This window comes from Streptococcus sp. Z554 (assembly GCF_053010305.1).
The window spans coordinates 21,602-36,446 of the sequence record NZ_JBRKNV010000004.1 but is presented as its reverse complement, the minus strand read 5'-3'; the positions used below and the strand labels follow the sequence as shown (position 1 = coordinate 36,446).

General features: G+C 40.3%; 18 protein-coding genes and 1 other annotated feature. Of the genes, 3 read left to right on the top strand and 15 right to left on the bottom strand.

The genetic code is table 11. The annotated features are described in order from the left end of the window. Window positions 1-18 precede the first annotated feature (18 nt). Window positions 19-585, bottom strand: coding sequence for a mechanosensitive ion channel family protein (locus ACVC7R_RS04855; protein ID WP_447263775.1), 567 nt, complete (start codon window positions 583-585; stop codon window positions 19-21). A gap of 228 nt (window positions 586-813) precedes the next feature. Here ACVC7R_RS04855 and ACVC7R_RS04850 point away from each other — a divergent pair, with 228 nt between their 5' ends. After that, window positions 814-1,779 (top strand): aromatic acid exporter family protein, encoded by a 966-nt coding sequence (locus ACVC7R_RS04850; RefSeq protein WP_447263774.1) that lies wholly within the window; start codon window positions 814-816, stop codon window positions 1,777-1,779. A 157-nt stretch (window positions 1,780-1,936) separates the two neighbouring features. On the opposite strand, the gene ACVC7R_RS04845 is transcribed toward ACVC7R_RS04850, so the two are convergent. The 3 genes from ACVC7R_RS04845 to typA form a co-directional block, all read right to left on the bottom strand. Beyond that, window positions 1,937-3,085 (bottom strand): hypothetical protein, encoded by a 1,149-nt coding sequence (locus tag ACVC7R_RS04845; protein WP_447263773.1) that lies wholly within the window; start codon window positions 3,083-3,085, stop codon window positions 1,937-1,939. A 231-nt stretch (window positions 3,086-3,316) separates the two neighbouring features. Then, entirely contained in the window at window positions 3,317-3,562 is a 246-nt protein-coding gene (locus ACVC7R_RS04840; RefSeq protein ID WP_447263772.1) for a DUF3165 family protein, read from the bottom strand. A gap of 19 nt (window positions 3,563-3,581) precedes the next feature. Beyond that, entirely contained in the window at window positions 3,582-5,423 is a 1,842-nt protein-coding gene (typA, locus tag ACVC7R_RS04835) for a translational GTPase TypA (protein ID WP_447263771.1), read from the bottom strand. Between the two features lie 161 nt (window positions 5,424-5,584). On the opposite strand from typA, the gene ACVC7R_RS04830 reads away from it, so the two are divergent. Then, window positions 5,585-6,310, top strand: a complete 726-nt coding sequence (locus ACVC7R_RS04830; RefSeq protein ID WP_447263770.1) for a 16S rRNA pseudouridine(516) synthase — start codon at window positions 5,585-5,587, stop codon at window positions 6,308-6,310. Between the two features lie 40 nt (window positions 6,311-6,350). Here the strand turns inward: ACVC7R_RS04830 and ACVC7R_RS04825 are convergent, their stop codons facing one another. From ACVC7R_RS04825 to ACVC7R_RS04795, 7 genes are all read right to left on the bottom strand, one after another. After that, a complete protein-coding gene (locus tag ACVC7R_RS04825) occupies window positions 6,351-6,578 on the bottom strand; it encodes a DUF4190 domain-containing protein (RefSeq protein WP_447263769.1) in 228 nt (75 codons plus the stop codon). 85 nt (window positions 6,579-6,663) lie between these two features. Then, a complete protein-coding gene (locus tag ACVC7R_RS04820; protein ID WP_447263768.1) occupies window positions 6,664-7,044 on the bottom strand; it encodes a rhodanese-like domain-containing protein in 381 nt (126 codons plus the stop codon). Window positions 7,045-7,049: 5 nt separating this feature from the next. Beyond that, window positions 7,050-7,274 (bottom strand): YqgQ family protein, encoded by a 225-nt coding sequence (locus ACVC7R_RS04815; RefSeq protein ID WP_006148960.1) that lies wholly within the window; start codon window positions 7,272-7,274, stop codon window positions 7,050-7,052. 51 nt (window positions 7,275-7,325) lie between these two features. Further along, complete coding sequence (locus ACVC7R_RS04810; protein ID WP_447263767.1) at window positions 7,326-7,793, bottom strand: ECF transporter S component; 468 nt, start codon at window positions 7,791-7,793, stop codon at window positions 7,326-7,328. After that, entirely contained in the window at window positions 7,771-8,544 is a 774-nt protein-coding gene (locus ACVC7R_RS04805) for a bifunctional hydroxymethylpyrimidine kinase/phosphomethylpyrimidine kinase (RefSeq protein WP_447263766.1), read from the bottom strand. The genes ACVC7R_RS04810 and ACVC7R_RS04805 overlap by 23 nt, the downstream gene beginning before the upstream one ends. After that, the gene (gene truA / locus ACVC7R_RS04800) at window positions 8,534-9,283 is read right to left on the bottom strand and encodes a tRNA pseudouridine(38-40) synthase TruA (protein ID WP_447263765.1); all 750 of its coding nucleotides are present in this window, start codon (window positions 9,281-9,283) and stop codon (window positions 8,534-8,536) included. The genes ACVC7R_RS04805 and truA overlap by 11 nt, the downstream gene beginning before the upstream one ends. Window positions 9,284-9,368: 85 nt before the next feature. After that, window positions 9,369-9,824, bottom strand: a complete 456-nt coding sequence (locus ACVC7R_RS04795; protein WP_447263764.1) for a GNAT family N-acetyltransferase — start codon at window positions 9,822-9,824, stop codon at window positions 9,369-9,371. Between the two features lie 71 nt (window positions 9,825-9,895). On the opposite strand from ACVC7R_RS04795, the gene ACVC7R_RS04790 reads away from it, so the two are divergent. Beyond that, window positions 9,896-10,558 (top strand): prepilin peptidase, encoded by a 663-nt coding sequence (locus tag ACVC7R_RS04790; protein WP_447263763.1) that lies wholly within the window; start codon window positions 9,896-9,898, stop codon window positions 10,556-10,558. Window positions 10,559-10,599: 41 nt separating this feature from the next. Here ACVC7R_RS04790 and ACVC7R_RS04785 read toward each other — a convergent pair whose 3' ends face one another. From ACVC7R_RS04785 to ACVC7R_RS04770, 4 genes are all read right to left on the bottom strand, one after another. Then, window positions 10,600-11,163, bottom strand: a complete 564-nt coding sequence (locus tag ACVC7R_RS04785; RefSeq protein WP_447263762.1) for an aminodeoxychorismate/anthranilate synthase component II — start codon at window positions 11,161-11,163, stop codon at window positions 10,600-10,602. A gap of 27 nt (window positions 11,164-11,190) precedes the next feature. Beyond that, window positions 11,191-12,372 (bottom strand): tryptophan synthase subunit beta, encoded by a 1,182-nt coding sequence (gene trpB / locus ACVC7R_RS04780; RefSeq protein WP_447263761.1) that lies wholly within the window; start codon window positions 12,370-12,372, stop codon window positions 11,191-11,193. 160 nt (window positions 12,373-12,532) lie between these two features. Next, window positions 12,533-12,763 (bottom strand) — a binding site (T-box leader). Window positions 12,764-12,804: 41 nt separating this feature from the next. After that, window positions 12,805-14,028, bottom strand: coding sequence for a DegT/DnrJ/EryC1/StrS family aminotransferase (locus ACVC7R_RS04775; RefSeq protein ID WP_447263760.1), 1,224 nt, complete (start codon window positions 14,026-14,028; stop codon window positions 12,805-12,807). 38 nt (window positions 14,029-14,066) lie between these two features. Continuing rightward, window positions 14,067-14,759, bottom strand: a complete 693-nt coding sequence (locus tag ACVC7R_RS04770) for a sugar transferase (protein ID WP_214261541.1) — start codon at window positions 14,757-14,759, stop codon at window positions 14,067-14,069. Between the last annotated feature and the right edge of the window lie 86 nt (window positions 14,760-14,845).

The window sequence follows — 14,845 nt, the reverse complement described above, 5'->3', positions numbered from 1 at the left end:
CACAAATCAAGGAAAATTTCAGTTCTCTTCTTTTCTTGAAAAATTGCTAACCACAGTAATATTACGGTTGGGAACAAAGTGGAGAGCCTGGTCTTCACCTCTTAGTTGAGTGGTTCGAATTCCAACACTAACTACTTTTCCCGATACAGTAATGGGACCATTTGTCAAAACAACTTCATCCCCTACATCCAACTGGCGTTCAAAGAGAATAAAGAAGCCATTGATAACATCTGATAAGAAACCCTGTGCCCCCATACCAATTGCAACCCCAGCAATCCCAGCACCAGCTAGTAAACTAGATACAGGTAATCCTAGGATAGACAAAATGCAGTAAACTAAAAAGAAATAAAGGGTGTAATTAAAAATATTTTCTAATAAACGCGAGATTGTCTTTTGTCGACCTGCATCACGCTTTGAATACTTAAGTGAAGGCTTCACAATTCTCTTGACAGCTGCATGGAGAAGCTGTTTAGCTATGTAAAATAGCACAAATAAAATTAAAAGAGAAATCACTTTTGTTAAAAGATTCTCAAATACCGTTGTTAAATCTAGCTTATTAAAATAACTTTTAAAAAAATCTTGCATGTAAAACTCCTTTTATTAATTATACCATAAAACGATATCTGAACCAGTTTGGTAAATATTCATTCTGCCTATACTATTATTAGATTCACTTGATTTCAAAACATATTTATACTATAATCAAACCACTACAAGGAGAACTCATTAGTTTCTCAATAATTCTATTGAAATAGACCTTTCTTCCCTACTTACCATTATAACTTTAAATCATTTATCTCAAGGGAGCTTTCTATGTCTATCACACAACGTACTCTTAAACTAGTCCTGGCAACCTGTTTTGCTTGTTTACTAGCCTACTTTTTTGATTTGTCATCAGCTGTATCAGCTGGTATCATTGCTATCTTGAGTCTTTCTGATACTCGAAGAAGCACGATCAAGCTAGCCCGCAATCGTCTTTTTTCAACCTTGCTTGCTCTGACAATCGGTGTTATTGCTTTTCAACTAACTGGTTATCATATCTGGAGCTTTGGACTTTACTTAGCAATCTATGTTCCTCTAGCCTATAAACTGGGTTGGGAAATTGGAATTACTCCAAGTAGCGTCTTGGTTAGCCATCTCTTAATCCAACAATCAACAGCACCAGCACTTTTACTAAATGAGCTCTTACTCTTCCTAATCGGTACTGGCTTTGCACTTCTGGTCAATCTCTATATGCCTTCACGAGAAAAAGAAATTCAGCATTATCATAGACTTGTTGAAGAAAAACTCAAAGATGTTCTTCTACGGCTTTCTTACTATCTGAAAAGAGGGGATGGGAGAAATCAAGCTCAACTAGTCAACGAACTTGACCAACTATTGGAGGAAGCCCTTAATCTAGTCTATCTGGACCACTCTGACCATCTCTTTCATCAGACAGATTATCATATCCACTACTTTGAGATGCGCCAAAGACAAACTCGTATCTTGAGAAACATGGCTCAACAGATTAACACCTGCCAACTAGCAGCAAGCGAAAGCCTGATCGTTGCTCAGCTCTTTTCAAAAACAGCTAACCAACTGAGTCAAACCAATCCAGCCTACAACTTATTGGAAGATATCGAGAACTACCTGCAGGTATTTCGCAATCGTTCTCTCCCTAAAACAAGAGAAGAATTTGAGACACGGGCTACCCTATTACAACTCTTTCGTGAATTAGAGCACTTTATCCAAATTAAAGTAGATTTCTACCAACGTTACCCTAAACATACAAAAGAATGATTGAAGACAAAAAAACACCTTTCTTCTATGAACTGTACCCCAAAAGTTAGACAGAAAAATCTAACTTTTGGGAGGCAGTACACAGAACAGAGGTGTAGTCAAGCTGAAGGGTGACTGTGATTTTTCAGCCACCTATCTCGCTCTTTAATCTCCCTTGTTAGCGACCTTCAAGGACTAGCAAGTCTGCAAATTCGGTCTTCCATTCCTTATCTTCTGACAGAGGAATTGTCACTTGATTTTTTAGGCTTAGGCTATCCGCATCAAATTCTGCAATTATACCCACTGCTTGTGAAGAAGATTTTTCTGGTGTCATCAAGACGATAAGCTTGTCTTCAGTGTAGCGAATTGCCTGGACTTTGGAATCTGCATCACTGAAGAACTTAGCTAATTCTGTAGCTGATAAATCCTTTTCAGCAATAGCTTCTAAGTCACTGCTATATTCTACTAAGTGATAATCCGACGTCAAAAAGCGAAGGCGATTCTTGAAAGGGTAGGCAAACAAGACTCGTTTAGCTTCATATGTTTCTTCCTTTACTTCCAATGTTTTTGGATCAACACTAGCTAGACTAATCTTATTTTTCTTTTCCTTACGCTTATTTTCATCATCAAATCTGTTAAAATGAGGGTTCCCAACTGTCATAACTTTCCCATCCACCAGTAGGAGTTCTTGAAAATCAGATTGGTAGGGATTGTTCAACTTCAGTTCCTGAAATTTATTGGTCATCTCGTCTAAGTAAAGGAATTCCATCTCATCCCTCACCAATTCAAATCCTGTAAGGAAGATTTTTGAATCAACTTCTAGACCTTTGGAGATACCGAGATGAATAACTGGCGAGAGTAAGTTTTTATTGTTTGAATTGGTATAGCGAATTCGGCTTCTCAGTATGCCGACCATTCCATCATCAATATCCAAACCCTCAATCCGACCTCTCTCACCCTTAGTAGCAAACCGAGTAATATAATTGGTAAAGGAAAATTTCCCAAAATAAGGTGTACTAATAGTAGCCCCATGAAACACCTTATGCGGTCCTCTTCTAAAAGAATAGACATAAAGATTCTTTCCTTCTTGGTAGAGACGGCCACCTGAGAATCCATTAAAATTATGTTCTCGTACTTGACCCTGATTGTTCATGAAAAAGAGCTTTGTTTGTCGATCATCATAAGAATAGGAGCTTACTACATAGTCATACTTGTCTATCTCCTTAGTAGATTTTTCTAGCTGATACTTTCCGCCATAAAATCCCAAACCTAAGACTGATAATCCCACCGAAAACAGAATGAAATTTCTAACCTTCTTTGACTTCATAAGACTTCTTCCTTCTTATTTCTTATCCTTATTATATCCTTCCCTCAATCTATTAGCAAGCACAAGCCAAACACTACAAAAGTAAGCTTCTTTTTAGATAGCTAGTAACTAGCAACTGTCTTATCATGTTTTTTAAAAAAACACAAGTAAGGTCAGAATAACTCTGACATCACTTGTGTTTTGTTATTTTAATTTGAGAGTTTGTCTTTTAGCAGTCCCTGAACTTACTAGCTATTTCTTTCCAACAGACATGAGACTGATATCTCTTAAGCTAAAGTAGGCAAGAGCAAGCATCCCCAATGTGATAAAGATTTCTGCTGGAAGTTGGAAAATCTGCAGGGCAGACAAGAGCAACAAGATTACGAGGGCTACAAGTCCAAAAACTAATATTACAACATTGACCGTCCCCTTGATACTTTGAGGTGTCGCAAATATATAGAGTAGTAATAAGAGTATCCCTATGATTAAATAGACCATCTTTATCTCTTTCTAGCTCTTATTCAGCTGATTTTTTCTTTTTGTTTGCTTTCTCACGCTCTGCCTTGTTAAGGATTTGTTTACGCAAACGAATCGATTCAGGCGTTACTTCCATGTACTCATCGTCATTCAAGAACTCAAGTGATTCTTCAAGAGTCAAGATACGAGGAGTCTTGATAACTGCTGTTTGGTCCTTAGTAGCTGAACGAACGTTAGTCATTTGTTTAGCCTTAGTGATGTTAACGGTCAAGTCATTTTCACGAGAGTTTTCACCAATGATCATTCCTTCGTAAACCTCAGTACCTGGGTTGACAAAGATCGTACCGCGTTCTTCGATAGACATGATTGCGTAAGTTGTTGCTTTACCAGCATCGATAGAAACGAGGGCACCACGGTGACGTCCACCGATTTCACCTGGAATCATTGGCAAGTATTGGTCAAAGGTGTGGTTCATGATACCATAACCACGTGTCATTGACAAGAACTCAGTTGAGTATCCAATCAAACCACGCGCAGGAACTAGGAAGACCAAACGAGTTTGACCGTTTCCAGTTGCAATCATATCCAACATTTCACCCTTACGCTCAGAAAGACTTTGGATAACTGAACCTTGGTATTCTTCTGGAGTATCGATTTGGACACGTTCAAATGGTTCACATTTGACTCCATCAATTTCTTTGATGATCACTTCTGGACGAGACACTTGAAGCTCGTAACCTTCACGACGCATAGTCTCGATGAGGATTGACAAGTGCAATTCTCCACGTCCTGAAACGGTCCATTTATCTGGTGAATCTGTTGGTTCAACACGAAGAGATACGTCTGTTTGCAACTCAGCTTGCAAACGTTCTTCAACTTTACGAGATGTCACCCATTTTCCTTCACGACCAGCAAATGGTGAGTTGTTGACCAAGAAAGTCATTTGAAGAGTTGGCTCATCGATGTGAAGAACTGGCAATGCCTCAACTGCATCTGTAGGAGTAATGGTTTCCCCAACGAAGATATCTTCCATACCTGATACGGCAATCAAGTCACCCGCTTTGGCTTCTTGGATTTCACGACGTTCCAAACCAAAGAAACCAAAGAGTTTTGTAACACGGAAGTTCTTGGTTGTACCATCGAGTTTAGAAAGGGTAACTTGGTCTCCAACCTTTACTGTCCCACGGAAGACACGTCCGATACCAATACGACCAACGAAGTCATTATAGTCCAAGAGTGACACTTGGAATTGAAGAGGCTCATCTGAGTTATCAATCGGAGCTGGGATGTGGTCAATAATGGTGTCAAAAATTGGCGCCATCGTCTTTTCTTGGTCTGCTGGATCATCTGACAAGGAAGATGTTCCGTTGATCGCTGATGCATAAACGACTGGGAAGTCAAGCTGGTCATCATCCGCACCAAGCTCGATGAAAAGTTCCAAGACTTCATCTACTACTTCTGCTGGACGAGCTGATGGCTTATCGATTTTGTTAACGACAACGATCGGCACAAGGTCTTGTTCCAAGGCTTTTTTCAATACGAAACGAGTCTGTGGCATAGTCCCTTCGTAAGCATCTACGACCAAAACAACACCATCAACCATTTTCATGATCCGCTCAACTTCTCCACCGAAGTCCGCGTGTCCTGGCGTGTCCATGATATTAATACGAGTTCCGTTGTAGGCAACTGCTGTATTCTTCGCAAGGATTGTAATTCCACGCTCTTTTTCAATATCGTTTGAATCCATAGCACGCTCAGCTAATTCTGTACGTGCATCAAGTGTTTCAGATTGTTTTAGTAATTCGTCAACAAGGGTTGTTTTCCCGTGGTCGACGTGTGCGATAATCGCGATATTACGGATATCTTCTCTTAATTTTGTCATGATTTCCTCTATTGTATTCAAAAATTTATTTTCTAACTGAACGATTATACCACAATTTTAGGTAAATGACTTAACTCAAGTAAGTGTAAATGTTTTCAAAAGAAAATTCATGATTTCTCTTTTCTTTTCAAAAATCCCGACTTGTGATAAGATAAGCTGGTATGCGTTTAGATAATTTATTGGCCCAGGAAAAAATCAGTCGAAAAGCCATGAAACAGGCTCTTCTGAAAAAAGAAATCTTAGTAGATGGAGGCCCTGCTACTTCCCTTGCACAGAATATCGATACAGGATTGCAAGAGCTGATTTTTAAAGAAAGAAAAATCCAAGGGTATGACCACACCTACCTCATGCTTCATAAGCCAACTGGTGTCGTAACAGCAAGCAAGGACAAGAAACTGCCAACAGTCATGGACCTACTGCCTCAACACCTACAGTCGGAACAGCTCTATGCAATTGGTCGACTGGATCGAGACACAACAGGTCTTCTTCTCTTAACCGATAATGGCCCTCTTGGTTTTCAACTTCTCCACCCTCAATATCATGTCGATAAAACTTATCAAGTTGAGGTGAACGGCTTGCTCACACCAGATCACATCCAGCAGTTCAAAAACGGGATTGTCTTTCTTGATGGAACTATTTGTAAACCTGCTCAGCTTGAGATTCTATCTTCAAGTTCTAGTCTCAGCCGAGCCAGCATCACCATCTCCGAAGGGAAATTTCATCAGGTCAAGAAGATGTTCCTCTCAGTTGGTGTCAAGGTCACTGCCCTCAAACGAGTTCAGTTTGGGGATTTCACATTAGATTCAGAGCTAGCAGAAGGTCAATACCGCTCCTTGAACCAAGAGGAATTGGAAGTCATTAAAAACTATTTAGAGAAAAGTGGATAAAATAAAAAAGCTTTAAATCTAAAGCTTTTTTATTTTTTGCTTATCTAAAAACTACTGCGACGGCTACAATCCAGTTAAGAACAGAAACTACAATCCCTACGATATTGAGAATTCTTTCTGTTTTATAGTCTAGTTCAGATTCTTTTTGATGTGAACTAGCTAAGACCAATCCTACGATACCCAAAATCAGACCTACTATTGGAGATAACAAACCAAGGACGATAGATAGGATACCTAAAACTAATGAAGGTTTTTTCTTTTCTTGCATAGTAAAAACTCCTTAAATTTAATACAAATTAATTATACCATAATACGCTAGCTTTATCTATCATTCGACAGCTTTTTATATAAGATTAGCTAGTCTTGACCTTTCCTGTCCAAGAATCCAATCCGTAAGATAGGATATAAATTTCTGAGAAACCTTGTTTTTTCAAGAAAAGTGCTGCATTGGTTACACGTTGCGCACGTTGGTTTTCATATAGAAGGACAGGTTTATCCTTGCGAAGAGCTGCAAGACTTGTCTTCAATTGATTTGAAGGAATATTACGAGCTCCGAGGATGTGTTTTTTGTGGAAGTCAGCTGGATCACGCAAGTCAATCAACTGACCGGTACGAATCAAAGACTCAAACTCTGCATTGTCTACAATTTTTGCCGCACGACGAATACGAAGATAGTTGTAACCCATCCATGCCAACATCGCCACTATAAGTCCCCATAATACCCAAGTTACCATAATACTTAATCTCCATTTTTTTCTAAATAGTCTAATTCTAGTTTGTGCTCTCTACGCAAAATTGCTTCTGCTTCAAGATAATCCAGCTTGTCCATCAAGCCTGCATCATAGATACGAGAAAGTTCTATCTTCATTAGTTCAATGTCATAAAGACGTTTGCCCATATAGACAAGAATACCGAACTGTTTGAGAAATTGTTGCACATCGTAGAGTGTTTTCATAGCTTTCATTCTAGCAAATAATCAGATTTTTTTCAATAGTTCCCAGGGAAGATTCCCTTTTTACTGCTTACTAATTTTCTTAATACTCTGATGGAGAAGATACCCAACAATCATTCCAACAAAATTCTGCAACAAATTGTGAGGAATATCTGTCAGAGCTACACCCCAACCTTTCATCCAAGAAGTCGCACATGCATAACCGGCTACCATGACAAAAGTTGCCAAAACTAATCCAAGCCATTGCCATTTCCCTTTAAAACCTGCAAAGTAACCCTGCAAGCCATGGAAAAGCAAGCTGAAGAACATCCAATGAGGATAACCTGAAATCAAGTCAATAATGAAACCTCCTAGCCCTCCGACAACGGCTCCTTCCCGGCGACCATAATAAAAAGCGGTGAAGAAGATACCAGCATCTAAAAGAGTTAAGATTCCTGTTTGAGTTGGGATTTTTACAATATAACCTAAAACTACCGATAGGGCAGTCAGTATTGATAATAGGGCGATTTTACTTGTTTTGGTTTGCTTCATACTGTCTTACTCCATATTGATCTGCTTGTGCGATAGCACGGTAAACAAAGGCTTTAGAACTCTCAACCGCAGGTAATAGCCCCTCTCCCTTGACTAACTGGCTGGCAATGCTTGAGGCAAAGGTACATCCTGCACCAGCATTTTGTCCTTGGATGACTGGATTTTCCAAAACTGTAAAGTTCTTTCCATCATAAAATACATCTAATGCCTTATCTTGACTGAGACGATTTCCACCCTTGATAATCACTGCTGGCGCACCCAAGTCATGTAATTTCTGCGCTGCATCCTTCATATCGTCCAAGGTTTCAATCTTTTGGCCTGCAAGCAATTCTGCCTCAGGTAGATTGGGTGTAATGACAGACACATAAGGGAAAAAGCGAATCAATTCTTGACAGAGCTCGCTGACAGCAACGTCGTGCGTTTCCTTACAAACAAGAACAGGGTCCAATACAACAGGCACTTCTGCACGGTCCTTGATAAAATTGAGAGCTTTCTCAGCAACACCGACAGTCGGTAAGAGACCAATCTTAATCCCTCCAAAGTCCACGTTCTTAAGACTATCCAACTGTTGTTGGAAAATAGTTTCATCTGTCGGAAAGACTTCAAAACCATTTTCCGTTAAGGCAGTCAAGCAGGTCATAGCCACAAAACCATGCAAACCATTCAAAGTATAGGTCGCAAGGTCAGCTGCCAATCCACCACCACTAAAAATATCATTTCCTGAAAGTGCTAAAATACGATTATTCTTCATAACGAATCTCCTTCAAATATAAACCATTAGGTGCTGCAGTTGGACCTGCCAACTGTCTGTCTTTTTTCTCCAAGATGAGGTCAATCTGCTCAATAGGCATCCGATTGTTGCCTATTTTAAGCAGTGTTCCAACCATATTTCGAATCTGCTTATAGAGGAAACCATTGCCAGAGAAGGTAAAGGTCAAAAACTGACCGGTTTCATCCACCCTAAGGCTAGCTTCCGTGATCGTTCTTACCTTGTCCTCCACGCTAGTTCCTGATGCTGTAAAACCAGTAAAGTCATGTGTCCCCTCTAGTTTTTTTACAGCAAGCTGCATCCGCTCCACATCTAGTGGATAGGGATAATGGGTGGCATAATGACGACGCATGGGATTTTTAGGACGCCCCCTATCCACGATAAACTCATAGGTCTTGCTGTGTTTGGCATAACGACAATGAAAATCATCAGCCACTATCTCAATCGAAATCACATCGATGTCTTCAGGACTTTGGGTATCGAGAGCAAAACGAAGTTTCTCCTCATCCATCTGATAGGGAAGATCAAAGTGGATAACCTGCCCTAAGGCATGGACCCCACTGTCCGTTCGCCCAGCACCATGAATGGTAATGGACTGACCTTTATTTAATTTGGTTAAAGTTTTTTCAATTTCTTCTTGGACACTACGCGCGTGTGGTTGCCGCTGAAAACCAGCGAAGGCGTAGCCATCATAGGAAATGATTGCTTTATATCTAGTCATGTATCTATTTTATCAAGAAAATTTCTCTGCAACAAGTTTGAAAACCAAAAATTGTACGGGTGCAGTTTTAGATATCAACTAGTCCTTACCTCGATTTTCTCATTATATATTTTCGTACAGGTTCTTCAACTATTTGAACGATTTCAAATCCTTCTTTTTGGTAAAGTTTCTGAGCTCTTTGATTTGCCTCGTAGACATTCAGAGAAATACTATCTATGTCTCCATTTTCAAAGACCAAACTAACAAATCTCCTTAAAGCCTGGCTACCTAAGCCTTGCCCCTGTTTCTGAGGATTGATAAAAAATCTCCCGATATGAAGATTCCTGTCTTCTAGCCTGATTATCTGGATAAGCCCCACAAACTCTTGTCCATCAAAGATTGAAAAAATTCCTTCCAAATCTTGCAAGACTTGAATGGTCAAGGGAAAAGAAATCATTGTTCCCATCCATTGTTCTTGAAAAGCTTTGCCAAGAGAGTTGGACCACTGACAAATGAGTTGAGCATTTTCTAACTGAAGTCCTTTTTCAAAGTGAATTTTCATATTTGCTATTAAAACTTCTCCTATATCCAACTATTATACTATTTCTCCCTTTTTTTCACGAATGAATAAGTATGATTCATTTTTATTTTTTTCTTGTTGGAACTATTCTTGCTTCCTTTCTAGGCTTGGTCATTGATCGCTTCCCTGAGCAGTCTATTGTTTTCCCTGCTAGTCACTGTGATTCTTGTCAGACTCGCTTGAGACCACTGGATTTGATTCCATTTCTCTCACAGGTATTCAATCGCTTTCGTTGTCGCTATTGCAAGTCAAGCTATCCTGTCTGGTATGCTTTCTTTGAGTTGTCCTTGGGACTGCTCTTTCTAGCTGAGTCTGTGGGATTTTTAACTTTGGGGCAAGTCATCTTGATAACTGCCGGCTTGACTTTGGGCATCTACGACTTTCGTCATCAGGAATATCCCTTGCTAGTCTGGCTGACCTTTCACCTAATTCTCATGGTTTCCTGTGGTTGGAATCTAGTCATGATTTTCTTTCTTATTCTGGGAATTTTAGCTCACTTTATCGATATCCGCATAGGTGCAGGGGATTTTCTCTTTCTAGCCTCTTGTGCTCTTGTTTTTAGCCTAACCGAGATGCTGATTTTGATTCAATTTGCTTCCACAACTGGCATTCTAGCCTTTCTCCTACTAAAGAAAAGGGAAAGGCTTCCTTTCGTGCCTTTCCTCTTACTGGCTACTTGTGTGATTATTTTTGGTAAGCTACTGCTTATAGGATAGTCAGGCCCTCTATGAGGGCTTTTATTTTATCGTCCTATTCCTTAGATAACCTTTTCAATGAAGTTTCGTATGGTTGATAATCCATCTGGTGTTCCTATACTTTCTGGATGATATTGAAAGCCATAGATAGGGAGCTTCTTGTGTTGAAAACCCATGATAACCTGATCGTCTATCGCACGAGCGGTAACTTCAAAGTCTGCGGGTAATTCCTCCACCATAAGACTATGGTAACGCATGACTGAACAGTTATTTTCTATACCCTGATAAAGAATGGATGGGGCTTCAAATTGGAGCTGACTTTGTTTACCATGCATGACCTTTGGAGCCAAACCTAGTTTTCCACCAAAAGCCTCTGCAATAGCCTGATGTCCCAAGCAAATCCCCAAAATTGGCTTTTCCCCAGCAAAATCTCGAATCATATCCTCCATTTTTCCAGCATCAGCTGGCCAACCAGGTCCAGGAGAAAAGACAAGAGCTCTTGCCTTTTCTGCTACTTGATAGAGACGAGGATCGTCGTTTCGCAAGACCTCAACAGAAGAAAAAGTTCCGATATATTGAGCTAGATTGTAGGTAAAAGAATCATAATTATCAATCAATAAAATCACAATTTTCTCCCTTTAATCTTGGAATGATTAGTTATTTTTAGCTTCAAGATAATCTGCAATGGCAGCTACGTCCTTGTCTCCACGACCTGAGACATTGATGATGATAATCTCATCCTTGCTTAGTTTTGGTGCACGTTTGACTGCTTCAGCGATAGCGTGTGAACTTTCAATCGCTGGAATAATACCTTCAGTCTTGCTAAGTAAGAGCAAGGCTTGGACAGCTTCTGCGTCTGTTGCTGCAACATACTCGACACGACCAGAGTCTTTAAAGAAGGCATGTTCTGGACCAACCCCTGGATAGTCCAAACCAGCTGAGATAGAGTAGACTGGAGCAAGTTCTCCATCTTCCTTAAAGACTGCATAGGTTTTCATTCCATCGACGATACCTACACTACCTTTGGTCATAGTTGCTGCGTGTTTATCAGTATCTAGACCATGACCAGCAGCCTCTACCCCGACCAATTTCACTTCTTCATCAGCTACATACTGTGAAAAGGCACCGATGGCATTAGAACCACCACCTACACAGGCAATAACGTAATCTGGCAGGCGCCCTTCTTTTTCCAAGATTTGACGACGAGATTCTTCACTGATGACTTTTTGGAATTCATGAACAATCGTTGGATAAGGGTGAGGGCCCACAGCAGAACCTAAAACGTAGAAGGCTTCAAGGTCATTCATCCAGGCTCCAAAGGCTGCATCAACCGCATCCTTCAGTGTACGTGTTCCTGTTTCAACTGCGTGAACAGTTGCTCCCATCATCTCCATGCGGAAGACATTGAGACGTTGACGCTCCACATCTTCTGCCCCCATGTAGACGTCACAAGCCATACCAAACTTAGCTGCAGCAGCTGCAGTCGCAACGCCGTGCTGACCAGCTCCTGTTTCTGCAATGACACGTTTTTTACCCATGCGTTTAGCAAGAAGGATTTGTCCCAAAACATTATTAAGCTTATGTGAACCAAGGTGGTTCAGGTCTTCACGCTTGAGATAAATCTTAGCTCCACCTAGGTGCTCTGTCAAACTCTCTGCATAGTATAACGGTGTTTCACGACCTGAATAGTCCTTCAAGTAATGGCGAAACTCAGCTAAAAATTCTGGGTCATCCTTGTATTTTTCAAATGTCACTTCCAATTCATCTAGCAAAGCCTGAATTGGTTCTGGTACAAAACTACCACCAAATTGTCCGAAATATCCTTTTGTTGTCATAAATTTTTCCTCCTTCTGTATGAATCCGACTTTTTGTTTGCTTTTAGTAGTAGGCAAGAAGCTGTAGATAGAACTCAAGTTCATCAAAGCGACTTAACGCCCTAATAAAAGATAAACAAAATGACGGATAGAAAAAGCCCACACACGGAATATATTTCCATGTGAGGGCGTTTGTAACGCGGTACCACCTCAATTGTAAAGAGACTATCCCCTTTACATCTCTGCCTTGTCTAACAACAAGTTGCACTGTAAGGTGTGCCTACCGAATTTTCATTGTTTCAAATTCATTTTTCAAATCAGCCCAATTTCACTAGTTCCAACCACCTGTTCGCAGCAACCACAGGCTCCCTGAAGATTAAAAATAATTACTTTTCTGATTTGTTGAAATTATTATATGTCATTATCTATTCTTTGTCAATGATTTTTAAACGATTATTTTGAAGAAGCAAGAATTTCTTCAGAAACTCTAACAAAAGTCTCAATGATATAGTCTACTTCTTCATCCGTTAATTTCGTGTGAAGCGGTAATGTAATTTCATTTTCAAAGAAAGCATAAGCTCGCGGATAATCTGCCATGTCAAAGCCAAGATTCTTATAGGCTGTCAAAAGCGGAAGCGGTTTGTAATGGACGTTACTTGCGATTCCAGCTTTGGCCAATTCTTGAATGATTTGGTTACGTTGTTCGAGACTTGCTCCTTCTACATGGGTGATGTAGAGGTGACGACAAGATTCGACCGTAGCAGTTTCATGTACTAATGGGTGAATACGAGTCCCTGCAAAACCACGGTCATAGCGTTCCACGATGTCCTTACGACGTTGTAGTAGCGCAGGGTAACGATCCAATTGAACCAAACCAAGCGAAGCCATGATATCTGTCATATTGCACTTGTAGGCAGGAGTTACGATATCGTATTCCCATGAACCTAGTTGCATCTTAGCAAGTGCATCTTTGGTTTGACCATGAAGAGATAGGATTTGGAATTCCTTGTACATTTCTTCATCGTCAATTGCTGGATTTGCTTTCCAAGTTGCACTTCCCCCCTCTGCAGTTGTGAAATTCTTAACTGCGTGGAAGGAGAATGATGTGAAGTCTGCAATTGAACCGGCTGGTTGTCCCTTGTAGCTTGAACCCAAAGCATGGGCACTATCAGAGACAATCACGATACGGTTAAAAGCTTTTTGCCACTTACTAGCAGCTGTAAATAGGTCACGTTTCTTCTCTACAACTTGAAACAAACGGTCATAGTCACAGATGATACCTGCTAGCTCAACTGGGATGATAACCTTAGTCTTCTCTGTGATAGCTTGCTCCAGTTGGTCATAATCCATCTCAAAAGTATCTTCTTGGATATCAACCATAACTGGTGTCGCACCTACGTGAGTGATGACACTACATGATGCTGTATAAGTCATAGCTGGAACGATAACTTCATCGCCAGGCCCTACTTCAAGAACGCGCAAGATCAATTCAAGAGCTGCTGTTGCAGAGTTGAGGCAGACAGTCTTAGGTGTCTGAGTATAGAGAGACAAACGACGTTCCAATTCTTTTGTTTTTGGACCTGTTGTGATCCAACCAGAACGAAGGGTATCTGCTACCTCAGCAATTTCAGCTTCGGTAATATCAGGTGGTGAAAATGGAATATTATACTTGGTCATTGATTTACTCCTTTTACTGTATTCACTCTTGTGACTACTTATTTTAAAACTTCAAATACAGTCTGGAACATGATCTTGATATCTCCGAAGAAATTAAAATCACGTAGGTAGGCTAGGTTAAAGTGCATTTTTTCTGGAAGGACTCTTTCCACATAAGCCTGGTCAACAGTCATACCTTTTGCAGTCATTTGACTGATGATGGCATCCTCATCCTTATAGTTAATGCTTGCAAGAGAAGTAATCCCTGCAGGTAAGAGCAAGGTCGCCATCATTTCAGGGCTATATTGCTCTGTGTAGCGTGGTACTTCTGGACGAGTTCCCACAAAGGACATCTCTCCTTTGAGGACATTTACCAGTTGCGGCAATTCATCCAAACGGACACGTCGAATGAAATTTCCAACTTTTGTGATACGGCTGTCATTTGCAGAAGTTACCAGACTCCCTTTCTTGTCCGCATCCGTTACCATGGTCCGGAATTTCCAAATCTTGAAATGTCGGTTGTACTGGGTTACCCGCACTTGCTTGTAAATAACTGGACCCTTGCTATCGAGCTTGATCCAAATGCTTAGAATCAGAAATAAGGGTGAGGTCAAGATTAACAAGACTAAGGCTAAAAATAAATCTAGACAACGCTTGAGAATCAGTGAGCCTTTTCTTCTAGACACAAGCTGGTAGTATGGTTTTACCTCGCTCAATTGCATTTCTTGAGGTAGTTCATCCCATTTCAGCATGCACATTCTCCTCTGTTTTTATAGATAATCTTTATTAACATTCTACATTATACCACAAAATGAAAGAGGCGGTATAAGAAATCTGT

Coding starts and splice junctions, on each gene's coding strand:
- ACVC7R_RS04855 (WP_447263775.1), bottom strand. CDS start 585: ATGCAAGATTTTTTTAAAAGTTATTTTAATAAGCTAGATTTAACAACG.
- ACVC7R_RS04850 (WP_447263774.1), top strand. CDS start 814: ATGTCTATCACACAACGTACTCTTAAACTAGTCCTGGCAACCTGTTTT.
- ACVC7R_RS04845 (WP_447263773.1), bottom strand. CDS start 3,085: ATGAAGTCAAAGAAGGTTAGAAATTTCATTCTGTTTTCGGTGGGATTA.
- ACVC7R_RS04840 (WP_447263772.1), bottom strand. CDS start 3,562: ATGGTCTATTTAATCATAGGGATACTCTTATTACTACTCTATATATTT.
- typA (WP_447263771.1), bottom strand. CDS start 5,423: ATGACAAAATTAAGAGAAGATATCCGTAATATCGCGATTATCGCACAC.
- ACVC7R_RS04830 (WP_447263770.1), top strand. CDS start 5,585: ATGCGTTTAGATAATTTATTGGCCCAGGAAAAAATCAGTCGAAAAGCC.
- ACVC7R_RS04825 (WP_447263769.1), bottom strand. CDS start 6,578: ATGCAAGAAAAGAAAAAACCTTCATTAGTTTTAGGTATCCTATCTATC.
- ACVC7R_RS04820 (WP_447263768.1), bottom strand. CDS start 7,044: ATGGTAACTTGGGTATTATGGGGACTTATAGTGGCGATGTTGGCATGG.
- ACVC7R_RS04815 (WP_006148960.1), bottom strand. CDS start 7,274: ATGAAAGCTATGAAAACACTCTACGATGTGCAACAATTTCTCAAACAG.
- ACVC7R_RS04810 (WP_447263767.1), bottom strand. CDS start 7,793: ATGAAGCAAACCAAAACAAGTAAAATCGCCCTATTATCAATACTGACT.
- ACVC7R_RS04805 (WP_447263766.1), bottom strand. CDS start 8,544: ATGAAGAATAATCGTATTTTAGCACTTTCAGGAAATGATATTTTTAGT.
- truA (WP_447263765.1), bottom strand. CDS start 9,283: ATGACTAGATATAAAGCAATCATTTCCTATGATGGCTACGCCTTCGCT.
- ACVC7R_RS04795 (WP_447263764.1), bottom strand. CDS start 9,824: ATGAAAATTCACTTTGAAAAAGGACTTCAGTTAGAAAATGCTCAACTC.
- ACVC7R_RS04790 (WP_447263763.1), top strand. CDS start 9,896: ATGATTCATTTTTATTTTTTTCTTGTTGGAACTATTCTTGCTTCCTTT.
- trpB (WP_447263761.1), bottom strand. CDS start 12,372: ATGACAACAAAAGGATATTTCGGACAATTTGGTGGTAGTTTTGTACCA.
- ACVC7R_RS04775 (WP_447263760.1), bottom strand. CDS start 14,028: ATGACCAAGTATAATATTCCATTTTCACCACCTGATATTACCGAAGCT.
- ACVC7R_RS04770 (WP_214261541.1), bottom strand. CDS start 14,759: ATGCTGAAATGGGATGAACTACCTCAAGAAATGCAATTGAGCGAGGTA.